13 protein-coding genes are annotated in these 13,145 nt (G+C 75.1%); 3 read left to right on the top strand and 10 right to left on the bottom strand.

What is annotated here, in order from left to right:
* Positions 1-2: 2 nt before the first annotated feature.
* The 7 genes from FXF68_RS40845 to FXF68_RS40875 all read right to left on the bottom strand — a co-directional run bounded on the left by FXF68_RS40845 (position 3) and on the right by FXF68_RS40875 (position 6,653).
* Positions 3-575, bottom strand: coding sequence for a 3-hydroxyanthranilate 3,4-dioxygenase (locus FXF68_RS40845; RefSeq protein ID WP_148768193.1), 573 nt, complete (start codon positions 573-575; stop codon positions 3-5).
* Positions 572-1,027 (bottom strand): RidA family protein, encoded by a 456-nt coding sequence (locus FXF68_RS40850; RefSeq protein WP_246179221.1) that lies wholly within the window; start codon positions 1,025-1,027, stop codon positions 572-574. The genes FXF68_RS40845 and FXF68_RS40850 overlap by 4 nt, the downstream gene beginning before the upstream one ends.
* Positions 1,024-1,767: a 2-keto-4-pentenoate hydratase gene (locus FXF68_RS40855; protein ID WP_148768194.1), complete on the bottom strand. Its 744-nt coding sequence runs from the start codon at positions 1,765-1,767 to the stop codon at positions 1,024-1,026. Before FXF68_RS40855 ends, FXF68_RS40850 begins: the two co-directional genes overlap by 4 nt.
* The gene (locus FXF68_RS40860) at positions 1,767-2,555 is read right to left on the bottom strand and encodes a 2-keto-4-pentenoate hydratase (RefSeq protein ID WP_148768195.1); all 789 of its coding nucleotides are present in this window, start codon (positions 2,553-2,555) and stop codon (positions 1,767-1,769) included. The genes FXF68_RS40855 and FXF68_RS40860 overlap by 1 nt, the downstream gene beginning before the upstream one ends.
* Before the next feature lie 11 nt (positions 2,556-2,566).
* Entirely contained in the window at positions 2,567-4,006 is a 1,440-nt protein-coding gene (locus tag FXF68_RS40865) for a 2-hydroxymuconic semialdehyde dehydrogenase (RefSeq protein ID WP_148768196.1), read from the bottom strand.
* 145 nt (positions 4,007-4,151) lie between these two features.
* Entirely contained in the window at positions 4,152-5,015 is an 864-nt protein-coding gene (locus FXF68_RS40870; protein ID WP_187438372.1) for an alpha/beta hydrolase, read from the bottom strand.
* Between the two features lie 51 nt (positions 5,016-5,066).
* Positions 5,067-6,653 (bottom strand): ABC-F family ATP-binding cassette domain-containing protein, encoded by a 1,587-nt coding sequence (locus FXF68_RS40875; protein WP_148768197.1) that lies wholly within the window; start codon positions 6,651-6,653, stop codon positions 5,067-5,069.
* Between the two features lie 74 nt (positions 6,654-6,727).
* Here FXF68_RS40875 and FXF68_RS40880 point away from each other — a divergent pair, with 74 nt between their 5' ends.
* A complete protein-coding gene (locus FXF68_RS40880) occupies positions 6,728-7,381 on the top strand; it encodes a TetR/AcrR family transcriptional regulator (RefSeq protein WP_148768198.1) in 654 nt (217 codons plus the stop codon).
* Positions 7,382-7,392: 11 nt separating this feature from the next.
* Here FXF68_RS40880 and FXF68_RS40885 read toward each other — a convergent pair whose 3' ends face one another.
* Genes FXF68_RS40885 through FXF68_RS40895 form a run of 3 tightly spaced genes read right to left on the bottom strand, consistent with a single transcriptional unit; the run spans position 7,393 to position 9,766 of the window.
* Complete coding sequence (locus tag FXF68_RS40885) at positions 7,393-7,902, bottom strand: NUDIX hydrolase (RefSeq protein ID WP_222870338.1); 510 nt, start codon at positions 7,900-7,902, stop codon at positions 7,393-7,395.
* Complete coding sequence (locus FXF68_RS40890; protein WP_148768199.1) at positions 7,899-8,537, bottom strand: response regulator transcription factor; 639 nt, start codon at positions 8,535-8,537, stop codon at positions 7,899-7,901. Before FXF68_RS40890 ends, FXF68_RS40885 begins: the two co-directional genes overlap by 4 nt.
* Entirely contained in the window at positions 8,525-9,766 is a 1,242-nt protein-coding gene (locus tag FXF68_RS40895) for a sensor histidine kinase (protein ID WP_222870339.1), read from the bottom strand. Before FXF68_RS40895 ends, FXF68_RS40890 begins: the two co-directional genes overlap by 13 nt.
* Before the next feature lie 172 nt (positions 9,767-9,938).
* Here FXF68_RS40895 and FXF68_RS40900 point away from each other — a divergent pair, with 172 nt between their 5' ends.
* Positions 9,939-10,688 carry an ABC transporter ATP-binding protein gene (locus FXF68_RS40900; protein WP_148768200.1) on the top strand — a complete coding sequence of 250 codons (750 nt, stop codon included), beginning with the start codon at positions 9,939-9,941 and terminating at the stop codon, positions 10,686-10,688.
* Positions 10,685-13,120 carry an FtsX-like permease family protein gene (locus FXF68_RS40905; protein ID WP_148768201.1) on the top strand — a complete coding sequence of 812 codons (2,436 nt, stop codon included), beginning with the start codon at positions 10,685-10,687 and terminating at the stop codon, positions 13,118-13,120. Before FXF68_RS40900 ends, FXF68_RS40905 begins: the two co-directional genes overlap by 4 nt.
* The last annotated feature ends 25 nt before the right edge of the window (positions 13,121-13,145 follow it).

The raw sequence follows: 13,145 nt of genomic DNA on the forward strand, positions 1-13,145 counted from the left end.
CCTCAGTCACGGGGCGCCGTCACCGGGACCATCGCCTGCGGCCACTGCTTCCCCGGGTGGACCGCCCCGCAGTTCGGGCACTTGCGGTCGCCGTCGTAGAAGCCCTGGAACACGGGCGGCAGGTCGTCCACGATCGAGCGGACCTGGAGTTCGGCGCGGTGGACGAGGTGGTGGCACTCGGTGCAGTACCACTCGAACGCCTCGGTCGTGCCCTCCGGGCGCGGGACCTCCACGACCAGGCCGATGGAGCCGGCCTCGGGACGCTGCGGCGAGTGCCGGACGTGCGGCGGCAGCAGGAAGACGTCGCCCTCGTTGATCTGGAGGTCGACGGGCGGGCGGCCGACGTCCTCCATGACGCGGAGGACCATGTTGCCCTTGAGCTGGTAGAAGAACTCCTCCTTCGGGTCGTCGTGGAAGTCGGTCCGCTGGTTCGGGCCGCCGACCACCATGACGATCAGCCCGGCGTCGTCGAACACCTGGACGTTGCCGACCGGCGGCTTCAGCAGGTCGCGGTGCTCGTCGATCCAGGACTCGAAGTTGAACGGCCGTCCGAAGGACAACTGCGGCAGGGTCATGATCCGGTCTCCTTACCAGGGCGGTCAGCGGGGACGTGGGCGACGCACGCCATCTCGATCAGCAGGTGCGGGTGCGGAAGCTGGTGGACGGCGACCGTCGTGCGGGCCGGGCCCGTCTCGTCGAAGTACTCGCCGTAGACCTCGTTGTATCCGCCGAAGTCGTTCATGCTCACCAGGTAGGTGGTCACGTTGACGACGTCGGACAGCCCGCCGCCCGCCGCCTCCAGCAGGTCGCGGACGTTCTCGATGACGGCGCGGGTCTGCGCCCGGATGTCGAGGTCGGTGACGCCCATCGGGTCGGCGGACGCTCCGGCGAACGTCCCGTCCGGGCGGCGGGAGCTGGTGCCGGACACGTACAGGAGGTCTCCGGCGCGCTTGACGTGCGGGAACCGTCCGCGCGGGCGGGCCTTGCCGTCGACGAGGATCGCGTCGCCGCTCAGGTTGCCGGTCACGTGGTCACCTCCACGGAGCCGAGCCCGGCGCCGGTGACGCGGACGTGCGCGTCCTTCGGCAGCGGGACGGCCGCCGTCGCCGCTCCCGCGAGGACGACCCAGCCGGGTTCGAGCGCGATGCCCGCGCCGAGCGCGAGCCGCGCCGCCGCGCGCAGCGACCGCGCCGGGTCCCCGAGGATCGCCGCGGACGACCCCGCCTGCGCCGCGCGCCCGTCGATCTCCAGGAGCAGCCCGACGTTCGACACGTCGCGCGGCGGGTGCCAGGCGCCGAACCCGAACCGGGCGGCGGACGCGTTGTCCGCGATCACGTCCGGGAGGGTGAACTTGAAGTCGCGGTAGCGGGAGTCGAGGACCTCGAAGCCGACCGCGACCCCGGCGACGGCCGACTCGACCTCGGCGGGCGAGCGGACCTCGCGCCCGATCAGGTAGGCGATCTCGGGCTCGACGCGCGGGTGGATCAGCCGGGACACGTCCACGGACGACTCCGCGACCATCGCGTCGGTGAGCAGGCCCCAGATGACGTCGTCCACGCCCATCTGCGCCATCTTCGCGCGGCTGGTGAAGCCCATCTTCACCCCGGCGAGCCGCTCCCCCGCGCGGCGCCGCCGCTCGATCCCGGCCCGCTGCACCGCGTACGCGCCTGAGATGTCGAGCGGCGCCGTGTCGGTGAGCTTCGGAATGGCGGTGAGGTCACGAGCGGCCTCGTCCAGCCGGGCCGCGAGCGCTTCGACATCCACCATCAGCCCTCCTCCTTGCCAAAGGCCACGCGGACGTCGCCGAGCCCGTCGACGCGGGCCTCGAAGACGTCGCCGGGCGCGGCCGGGACGACCGGGCCGAGCGCGCCGGTCAGCACCGTGTCGCCCGCGCGCAGCGGGCGCCCGACGCGGACGAGGGTGTCCGCGAGCCACAGCGCCGCGTTCAGCGGGTGGCCGAGGCAGGCGGCGCCGTTGCCGGTGGAGACCTGCTCGCCGCGCCGTTCCATGACCATCCCGCACAGGCGCAGGTCGACGTCCCTGAGGAGCACCGGACGGTTCCCCAGCACGTACATCCCGGACGAGGCGTTGTCGGCGACGGTGTCGGCGAGCGTGATGTCCCAGTCGCGGACGCGGCTGCCGACCACCTCGATGGCGGGCAGCGCGAACGCGGTCGCGCGGATCAGGTCGGCGGCGGTGTGCCGCTCGTGCGTCAGGTCGTGCTCCAGGACGAGCGCGACCTCCGCCTCGGCGCGCGGCTGGAGCACCGCGCCCGCGGGGATCTCCGCGCCGTCCGGGACGGCCATGTCGGCGAACAGCATCCCGAAGTCGGGGCTGTCCACGCCGAGCTGCTCCTGCACGGCCTTCGACGTCAGGCCGATCTTGCGTCCGGCGAGGCGGCGGCCCTCGGCCAGCCAGCGCTCGGTCAGCCGGTCCTGGACGGCGTACGCGTCGTCCGCCGTCGCGATCAGGTCGCGGACGGGCGCGCACGGGACGCCGCCGGAGTGGGCGCCGCGCAGGCGCTCGGCGGCGGCGTCGATGTTCGTCGTTGTCACTGGGCTCGCTCTCAGATCTGGACGCACACGTTGACGGGCTCGGAGAAGAAGTCCAGGGAGTATTCCCCGCCCTCGCGCCCGATGCCGGAGGCCTTCACGCCGCCGAACGGGGTGCGCAGGTCGCGGAGGTTCCAGCAGTTCACCCAGACGATCCCGGTCTCGACGCGCGGCGCCACCCGGTGGGCGCGGGACAGGTCCCGCGTCCACACCGTGGCGGCGAGGCCGTAGGGGCTGTCGTTGGCGAGCCGGAGCGCCTCGTCCTCGGTGTCGAACGGCGCGACGTGGCAGACCGGCCCGAAGATCTCCTCGCGGACGGCGCGGGCCGTCTCCGGCAGGCCGGTGAGCACGGTCGGCTCGACGTGGAAGCCGCCGTCGCGGGCGTCGCCGAACTCCGGAACGCCGCCGCCCGCGACGACCGTCGCGCCCTCCGCGCGGGCGAGGGCGTAGTAGGACAGGACCTTGTCGCGGTGCTCGGCGGAGATCATCGGGCCGTAGCCGTCGAGCGCGCGGGCGCGGGCCGCGAGCCGGGCGACGAACTCGTCGAAGACCGGGCGCTCGACGTAGACGCGCTCCGTGCACAGGCAGATCTGGCCGGAGTGGGTGAAGCAGGAGCGGACCGTCCCGTCCAGGGCGGCGTCGAGGTCGGCGTCGGCGAAGACGAGCGCCGGGTTCTTGCCGCCCAGCTCGAACGAGACGGGCGTGACGTGGTCGGCGGCGTTCCGCATGATCGCGGCGCCGGTGGCGGACTCGCCGGTGAACGCGATCGCGTCCACGCCCTGGTGGCCGGTGAGGAACTCGCCCGCCGCGCCCGCGCCGTGCCCGTGGACGACGTTGAACACCCCGTCCGGGAGCCCCGCGTCGGCGATCACGTGGGCGAGCAGCGTCGCGGTGGACGGCGTCTCCTCCGACGGCTTGAGCACGACGGCGTTCCCGCAGGCGAGCGCCGGGGCGATCTTCCAGGTGGACAGCAGCAGCGGCAGGTTCCACGGCGAGACGACCGCGACGACGCCGAGCGGGCGGCGCACCGTGTAGTTGAGGGCCTGGCCCGCCCCGACGCTCCAGCCGGGGACCGGCGTCGTGTACGACCGCTCGGGACGCCCGTAGAGCAGGTCGGCGTAGGCGCGGAAGTTGCCCGCGGCGCGCGGGACGTCGACCGTCTCCGCGAACTCGCGGGGCCTGCCCGTGTCCGCGACCTCGGCCTCGACGAACTCCGCGAACCGGGCGTCGATCCCGTCCGCGATGCGGCGCAGGGCCGCGGCCCGCTCCGGTTCGCCGCCCGGCGCGCCCCACGTCCCGGTGAGCGCGGCCCGCGCGGCGGTGACGGCGTCGTCGACGACCTCGCGCGTCGCCTCGGGGACGGCGCCGAGCTCCGTCCCGTCGACGGGCGACACCAGCGGGAACGCCGGGCCGTCCGAACGGAACACCCCGCCGACGTAGTGCTCAGCCTTCATCCGTCCCTCCAGGGAAGCCGTCCGCGATGACCCGATCCTCCGCCCCGGAAGCTATGCCTGGCAAATACCAATCGACCGTGGAGCTATCACGGAATTGAGATAGTCAGGCGCCATGTTCGCGATCGACCCGCTCACCGGGCGCGGCTCAGACCGAGCGGACCAGGTCGACGAGCGCGCCGCCGAGCGCGGAGCGCGCGTCGCCGAGGTCGAGCACGACGTCGAAGTGGTCGCGGTCCGGGACGATCATCAGGTCCCCCGCGTCCCACCGGGCGTGGAATCTCCTGGACTGGTCGAGGAACCCGGCGCCGTCGTGCTCGGCGGCGGCGAACACGGCCGGGCAGCGGCGGCCGGCGGGCAGCAGGGCGGGGCTCAGCGCGGCGGCCCGCGCCTCGTCCAGCCGGACGTGCTCGTTCACGTAGACGCGGGTGATCGGCCGGATGTCGAACAGGCCGGAGATCGGCAGCGCCGCCTTGACGACGTCGCCGGGCAGGCCGAGCGGCTCCTGCCAGCCGCCGACCATCGTCATCCCGGTGAGGTGGCCGCCCGCCGAGCTGCCGCCGACGACGATCCGGGCGGGGTCGAGCCCGTGCTCGGGGCCGTGCCGCCAGACCCACGCGACCGCCGCCCGCACCTGCCGGACGATCTCCTCAAGCGTCGCCTTCGGCGCGAGCGTGTAGTCGGGCACGACGGTCGCGATGCCCTGCTCGTAGAGCGCCCGCGCCATGAAGGTCGACTCGGCGCGGGACAGCGCCATCCAGTAGCCGCCGTGCAGGAACATGAACACCGGCCGGGGTTCGCCGCCACCGGTGCCCCAGACGTCGAGGCGCTCGCCGCTCGCGTCGTCGTAGACGATCCCGGGGCTGCCGGGGAGGCCGTCGACCGCCCGCGCCGACCGGTCCCGGTACTCCTCCATGTACCGCGCGAACAGCTCCTCGCCCGCCTTGCGCCGCACGTTGTAGGCGACGTCCAGTTCCTCGTCGGTCAGTCCGCTGCCCGGCCACCCGCCCATGTCGAACTCCCTCCGGCCTCGGGCACAGCCTCCCGCCCCGGAGTGTCCTGATCAACCATCGGCGGTCCAGACGGGCGCGTCCGACTCGCGGACGCCGCCGTCCGCGCCGAAGACGAGGTAGCGGTCGAAGTCGGCGGCGAACCACCGGTCGTGGGTGACGGCGAGGACCGTCCCCGAGTAGGACGCCAGCCCCTCCTGGAGGGCCTCGGCGCTGGCCAGGTCGAGGTTGTCGGTGGGCTCGTCCAGCAGCAGGAGCGTCGCGCCGGACAGTTCGAGCAGCAGGATCTGGAGCCTCGCCTGCTGCCCGCCGGACAGCGTCTCGAACGGCCGGTTCCCCGCCGGGGCCAGCTCGTAGCGGGCGAGCGCGGCCATGGCGTCGTTGCGGGTCAGCGCGTTCTCCGCCATGACGATCTCGGCGGGCGCGCGGCCGTGCAGGTCGGGCCGCGCGTGCGTCTGGACGAAGTGCCCCGGCACGACCCGCGCGCCGAGCCGGAACCCGCCGTGGTGCGGGACGCCGTCACCGGCCAGCAGGCGCAGGAACGTCGACTTTCCCGAGCCGTTCGAGCCCAGCACCGCGACGCGCTCCCCGTACCAGACCTCGGTGTCGAACGGGCGCGTCAGGCCCGTCAGCTCCAGGGACTCGCAGATGAGGGCGCGCTTGCCGGTCCGGCCGCCGCGCAGGCGCATCCGGACGTTCTGCTCCTTCGGCGCGCTCTGCGGCGGCCCCGCCTCCTCGAAGCGCCGCAACCGCGTCCGCGCCGCCTGGTAGGACGAGGCGACCGCGTCGTTGTTCGTCGCGCGCTGGCGCAGCGTGTGGACGAGCCCTTTCAGGCGCGCGTGCTCGTCGTCCCAGCGGCGGCGCAGCTCGTGCAGGCGCTCGGTCCGGTCGCGGCGGGCCTGCGCGTATCCGGTGAAGCCGCCGCCGTGCACCCAGACGTCACGGGACTCGACGGTGACGATGCGGTCGGCCGCGTCCGCGAGGAGCTGCCGGTCGTGCGACACCAGCAGGACGGTCTTGCTCGTGGCCCGGATCTTCTCCGCGAGCCATTCCTTGGCTGGAACGTCGAGGTAGTTGTCGGGCTCGTCCAGGAGGAGGACCTCGTCCGGGCCGCGCAGGAGCGCCTCCAGGACGAGCCGCTTCTGCTCGCCGCCCGAGAGGGTCGTCACGCCCCGGTCCTTCGCCTCGTCGTAGGGGAGGCCGAGCGCGGCCGTCGTGCAGGCGTCCCAGACGACCTCGATGTCGTAGCCGCCCGCGTCGGTGTAGTCGGTGATGGCCTGCGCGTAGGCGAGCTGGGTCGGCGCGGTGTCGTCGAGCGCCTCCTCCGCCTCGCGCAGGGCGTCGGCCGCCGTCCGCACCCGGCCGGGCGCGACCGACAGCAGCAGGTCGTGGACGGTCCTGCCGTCCCGGACGCCGCCGATGAACTGGCGCATGACGCCGAGGCCGCCGGAGCTCGTCACGACGCCGTCCGACGGCCGGACGTCGCCCGCGACCAGCCGCAGGAGGGTCGTCTTGCCCGCGCCGTTCGGGCCGACCAGCGCCGCCTTGGCGCCGGCTCCGACGCGGAACGAGACGTCGTCCAGCAGGATGCGGCCGTCCGGCAGCGCGTAGGTCAGGCGGCTCACCTCGATGTGCCCCACACAACTCCCTTGAACACTGTTTAGGAAACTGGATCGTTGATCCGGTACCCGCTCAATGTACTAGCCTGGGCGGCATGACGGACAGCGTGTGGCTGCGGGAGGACCGGCCGCGCCGGGAGGCGCCGCCCCTCACCCGCGAGCGGATCGTCGCCGAGGCGGTGGCGCTGCTCGACGCGGAGGGCGCCGGACGGCTGACGATGCGCCGCCTCGCCGAGCGCCTCGGCACCGGGTCCACCACCCTGTACTGGCACGTCACGACGAAGGACGACGTGCTGGAGCTGGCCCTCGACGCGATCTTCGGGGACGTGCCGGTGCCGTCCCCCGGCCCGGACTGGCGCGCCGACGTGATCGCGCTCGTGACGGGCTGGCGGGACGCCATGCTGCGGCATCCGTGGTCGGCGGCCGTCCTCGGCGGGCGCCCGCTGCTCGGCCCCAACGTGCTCGCCCGCACCGACTTCCTCTACGCGGCGCTGGAGCGGGCGAGGCCGGGCGGGCCGTCCCCGGCGGTGGCCGCGTACGCGGTGGCGAACTACACGATCGGGTCGGCGCTGATGCAGGTCGGGGCCCAGGGCGGCGGGCCGGACGCGCGCCGCGCCGCCGACGAGCACCTCGCCCGCGAGCGCGACAGGTACCCGTCCCTCGCCGCCCACGGCCACCTGCCCGGCGACGGCTGGGACGCCGCCTTCGCCGAGGGCCTCGGCTACGTCCTGGACGGCCTGGCCCGCTAACGGACCAGACGCTAGCGGACCAGGCCGGGCAGGTCGCCCGCGTGGTCGCGCAGGTAGGCGCCGAGCATCTCCGGGATCAGGTCGATGGACGCCAGCGCCGCCGCCGTGCACGGCACGAGGTCGGGGTCGTAGCGCCCGTTGGCCGGGTCGGCGAACTCGGGGCCGTGCCTGCGGGACAGGTCCATCGACGTCAGGCGGCACACGTAGAACGTGTTGAGCCGGTGCACTTCGGGCGACTGCTCGGCGCAGGCGAACACCTGCCGGACGGGACCGGCGGTCGCGCCGAGCTCCTCGTCCAGCTCGCGGCGGAGCGCGGCCTCCGGCGAGGCGTCGGTGGGCTCGATCTTGCCGCCGGGGGTCGTCCAGTAGACGGGGCGGCCGGGGCGGGTCCGGCGCAGCAGGACGAGGGCGTCGCCGTCCAGCAGCAGCGCGCGGACGGCCCGCCGCACCCGCGGGGGCCCGGTCACCGGTTCGGGCCGGGTCACCGGTTCGGGCTGGGTCACCGGTTCGGGCTGGGTCACGAGTTCAGGTAGGCGAGGACGGCGAGGACCCGGCGGTGCCCGCTGTCGGTCGGCGGCAGCCCGAGCTTGGCAAACACGGCGCCGATGTGCTTGCTGACCGACCGCTCCGTGATGACGAGCGCGGCGGCGATCGTGGCGTTGTCGAGCCCCTGCGCCATCAGGCCGAGCACCTCCCGCTCGCGCGGCGTCAGCGCCTGGAGCGGGTCGCGGCGGGTCGTCATGAGCTGCGAGACGACCTCCGGGTCGAGCGCGGTGCCGCCCGCCGCGACGCGGGCCAGCGCGTCCAGGAACTCGTCGACCCGGCTCACCCGGTCTTTAAGCAGGTAGCCGACGCCCTCCGCGCCGCCCGCGAGCAGCTCGGCGGCGTACGTCTCCTCGACGTACTGGGAGAGCACGAGCACGGGCAGGCCCGGCAGCCGCTTGCGGGCCTCGACGGCGGCGCGCAGGCCCTCGTCGCGGAACCCGGGCGGCAGCCGGACGTCGAGGACGGCCGCGTCCGGCCGGTGCTCCAGCAGCGCGGGCAGCACGTCGGGGCCGGCGCCGGCGACCGCGACGACCTCGTGGCCGTCGGAGGTGAGCAGCATGACGAGGCCCTCGCGGAGGAGCACGTTGTCCTCGGCGATCACGATCCGCACGGCAGCTCCACGTCGAGCGTCGTCCCTCCACCGTCGGGGCTGTCGATGCGGGTCGTCCCGTCGAGCGCGGCGACCCGGCGGCGGATGCCGGCGAGGCCGCTGCCCCGGGCGGGATCGGCCCCGCCCTTGCCATCATCCCGCACCCCGACCATGAGGCGGCCCGGTTCGCGGCGGACCGTGACCCAGCCGTGCCGGGCGCCGCTGTGCCGCGCGATGTTGGTGAGCGCCTCCGCGACGACGAAGTAGGCGGCGGCCTCGACGGCGGCGGGCGCGCGCGCCGCCGCCTCGCCGTCGCCGAGGTCCAGGTCGATGGGGATCGGCTGCCCCGCGGCGAGCGCGCGGAGCGCCCCGCCGAGGCCCCGGTCGGACAGGATCGGCGGGTAGATCCCGCGGATCACCGTGCGGAGCTGGGTCAGCGCCTCCTCGACGCCCTCCCTGGCCTCCAGGAACAGGGTGCGGGCCGCGTCCGGGTCGGCGTCGAAGCGGCGGTCGGCGAGGCCGAGCCGCAGCGCGGCGGCGACGAGCTGGGCCTGCGTCCCGTCGTGCAGGTCGCGCTCGATGCGGCGCAGCTCGGCGCCGTGCGCCTCCAGCGCCTCGGCGCGGGTCTCGGTCAGCTCCTCGACCCGCTCGGCGAGGCTGCGGCGGGTGGGGCCGAGCAGCACCTCGGCCAGCCGCGCCTGCCAGCGGGCGAGCCGCGGCACCAGCCACAGCAGGAGCAGCACGTCCAAGGCGGCCTGGAGGAACGGCATCGTCAGCGCCCGCGGCCAGCTGTCCAGCGTGATGAACGCGGACGTCGACCCGTCGGGCGCGGCCCACCACCACAGCGGCAGCGACAGCGAGTACGGGATCTGCGGCCACAGCCCCACCGCGAGCACGGCCGCCACCAAGCCGGTGAAGCCGTGCACGGCCATCCAGGCGATGTCGCGCCAGGTGTCCGGGGAGCGGACGAGCCGTACCGCCTCCCCGAGCCCGTCGCCGCGCGGCGGCCGGTACGGCGCGGGGATCTCGCGGCCGAGCACCCGCCCGGCCCGGCGGCGCTCGGCGTTCGCGAGCGCCCGCAGCGGCCGCACCACCGCCGGAAGCCACGGCAGCAGGACGACCATCAGCACCAGCCCGGCCAGCAGCGGGGCGAGCCCCGCCATCGCGGGCAGCGCCGTGCGCAGCGCGCCGACCAACTGCCAGGTCGCGCCCGCGCTGCGCCTTACCGCCCTGCCCACACCGCTGTTCATGTCACCTCCCCGCCACCGTATGCGGCGCCGCCGCGCCGCGCACCCGGGTCAGCCCCCGTGCCGGTGGTGTAGCCCGCTACACCACCGATTCGGGAGCGCGCGCCCATGTGCCGCACCCCCTCCGAAACCTAGGTTCGACCAGGTGAGAGGCGGCATTCCACGGAGGGAACCCATGACGACCTTGACGGCCGAGACCACCCCGGCGACCGGGACGGCCGCGGCGGCGGTGGCGCTGGAGGCGGTCACCAAGGACTACGGCGACGTGCGGGCGCTGCACGGCGTCACCTGGACGTTCCCGCGCGGCGCGGTCACCGCCGTGATGGGCCCCTCCGGGTCGGGCAAGAGCACGTTCCTGCACTGCGCGTCGGGGCTGGACCGTCCGAGCGGGGGCACGGTCCGGATCGGCGGCGTCGACCTCGGGAGGCTCGGCGAGGCGAAGCTGACACGGCTGCGGCGCGAGCGGATCGGGTTCGTGTTCCAGGCGTTCAACCTCGTCCCGTCCATGGACGTGGCGGCGAACATCACGCTGCCGCTCCACCTCGGCGGGACCAAGCCCGACCCGGCCTGGCTGGACGAGGTCGTCCGCCGGGTCGGGCTCGCGGACCGGCTGCGGCACCGCCCGTCCGAGCTGTCGGGCGGGCAGCAGCAGCGCGCCGCGCTCGCCCGCGCGCTGATCACCCGCCCGGAGGTCGTGTTCGCGGACGAGCCGACCGGCGCGCTCGACCCCCGCACCGCGCGGGACGTCCTGCGCCTGCTGCGCGAGGCCGCCGACCTGACCGGGCAAACGGTCGTGCTGGTCACCCACGACCCGGTGGCCGCCGCGTGGGCCGACTCCGTCGTGTTCCTCAGCCGCGGCCGCATCGTCGACGAGCTGGTCGCCCCGACGGTCTCCGCCGTCATGAGCCGCTGGGAGACGCTGTGAGGATCAGGGGAGCCTTCGCCGGGATCTTCGTCGCGCTGGCGTTCGCGGCGACCCTCGTCGGGGCGTGCGGGGTGCTGCTGGAGTCGGCGCTGCGCGCGCACGCGCCGGTCGAGCGGTACGGCGCGGCGGCCGCGGTCGTCACGGGGCCGCACGAGGTCGAGCAGTGGATGAAGCAGCTCGGGTCGGAGCCGGAGCGGCAGAGCCGCCCGCTGACCGAGCGCGCGCCGGTGCCGGTCGCGGCGGCGGCGAAGCTGCGGGCGGTGCCGGGCGTCCGGGACGTGGTCGCGGACGTCTCGTTCCCCGTCCTGCTCGGCTCGGGGCAGGCGGTCACCGGCCACGGCTGGGAGTCGGCCCCGCTCCGCCCGTACCGGCTGGCCGCGGGCCACGCGCCGCAGGCGCCGGACGAGGTCGTGCTGAGCAAGGCATCCGGCGTCCGGCCGGGCGGGACCGTCCAGGTGCAGGTGAACGGGGCGCCTCGTCCGTTCCGGGTCGCGGGCCTCGTCGCGGAGGGGCCGGGCGCCGCGTTCTTCTCGACGGGGACTGCCGCGTCCCTCTACGGGCGCCCCGGCCACGCCGACGCGCTCGCCGTGATCGCCGACGGGGAGGTCGAGGACCGCGCGCTCCGCGCGGCGGCGCCCGGCCTGACCGTCGCGACCGGCGCGGCGCGCGGCGACGCCGAGGACCGGGCGGTCGCGGCGGCGCGTCCCGACATCGTGGAGATCGCCGGCTCGCTCGGCGGCATCGCGATCATGACGGCCCTGGTGGTGGTCGGCGGGCTGATCGTGCTGTCGGTGCGGGATCGGGCGCGCGAGCTGGCGCTGCTCCGCGCGGTCGGCGCGACGCCCTGGCAGGTGCGGGCGCGGATCGTCCGGGAGATCGCGCGGATCGGCGCGCCCGCCGCGCTCGCGGGCGGCGTCCTGTCGCTCAGGCTCGGCGCGGCGATGCACGCCGCGATGGTCCGCCGGGGCGTCCTGCCGGACGGCTTCGGCCTGTCGCTGAGCCCGCTGCCCGCGCTCGCCGGGTTCGCGGTGACGCTGCTCGCCGCCGTCGCGGCCGCGTTCCTCGCCTCGCTCCGGGTGTCCCGGATCCGGCCCGTGCGGGCGCTCGGCGAGACGGCCGCCGAGTCCGCGCGGCTGCCCCGCTGGCGGGTCGTCACCGGCGTGGGATTCCTCGTCCTCGGGGTGAACGCGCTGGGGTTCTCGGCGACCGCGACCGGTCCGGCCGCGAGCGCGTCGGTCGGCGGGCTGGTCATGTCCCTGATCGTCGCGACGGCGCTGCTCGGGCCGCTGGTGGCGCGGGCCGGAAACCGGGTGCTCGGCCGCGCCGCGCGCGCCGTCTCGCCGGTGGCCGGACGGCTCGCGCAGCACTCCGCCGGGGCCGCCGCGCTGCGCGCGGGGTCGATCATCACGCCGGTCGCGCTGGCGGTGGCGTTCGCGGGCGTCCAGCTGTTCGCCCAGTCGACGGTCGCGCACGCGACGCGGGTGCAGGCCGAGGCCGGGGACCGCGCCGACCGGATCATCGTCTCGGCGGGTCCCGGCCTCCCCCGGGACGTCGCCGACGCCGCGCGCCGGGTACCCGGCGTGACCGCCGTGACGCCCGTCAAGCGGACAAGCGTGATCATGTCGGTCAAGGAGCTCGGGGACCGGAACCTCCGCTCGCTGAACGCGCGCGGCGTCGGCCCCGACGCCGCCGCCACCCTGGACCCGGACGTCTCGTCCGGCCGCCTCGCCGACCTGCGGGGCGGCGCCACGGTGGCGCTCAGCCGCGACGTGGCGAGCGGCCTGCACGTCGGGTCGGAGGCGCGGCTGTGGCTCGGCGACGGGACGAGGATCGACGCCCGCGTCGTCGCCGTCTACGACCGGGGGCTCGGCTTCGGCGACGTGCTGCTCCCCCGCGACCTGGTCGCGGCGCACTCGTCCGTCCCGCTGGACGACCACGTCCTCGTCCGCGGGAACGCCGACCTGGGCGCCGTCACCGCCGCCTACGCCGGGACCCGCGTGGTCTCCCCCGGCGACTTCCAGGCGGGCCTGTCGCAGGAGGTCAAGCTCCAGGGCTTCATCAGCTACATCGTCGTCGCCGCGATCGCCGGGTTCATCCTCATCGGGGTCGTCACGACGCTGGCGCTGGCGACGGCGGCCCGGCGCCGCGAGTTCGCGCTGCTGCGGCTGGTCGGCGCGACCCGCCGCCAGGTGCTGCGCATGCTCCGGCTGGAGGCGGCGATCGTGCTCGGCACCGGCGTCGCGGCCGGGACGCTCATCGCCGCCGTCACGCTCCTCGTGTTCGCGACGGCCGTCACGGGGCTGCCGCTGCCGTCCGTCCCGCCGCTGACCGGCGCGGCGATCCTCGGCGGCGTGGCCGGTACCGGCGCCGCCGCGATCATGCTCCCGGCGCGGGCGCTGCTGCGCCGCCGCACGTCCCCGAACCTCACCTGAAAACCGAACCCACCTGAAAATCCAT

This window comes from Actinomadura decatromicini (assembly GCF_008121305.1).
GTDB lineage: Bacteria > Actinomycetota > Actinomycetes > Streptosporangiales > Streptosporangiaceae > Spirillospora > Spirillospora syzygii.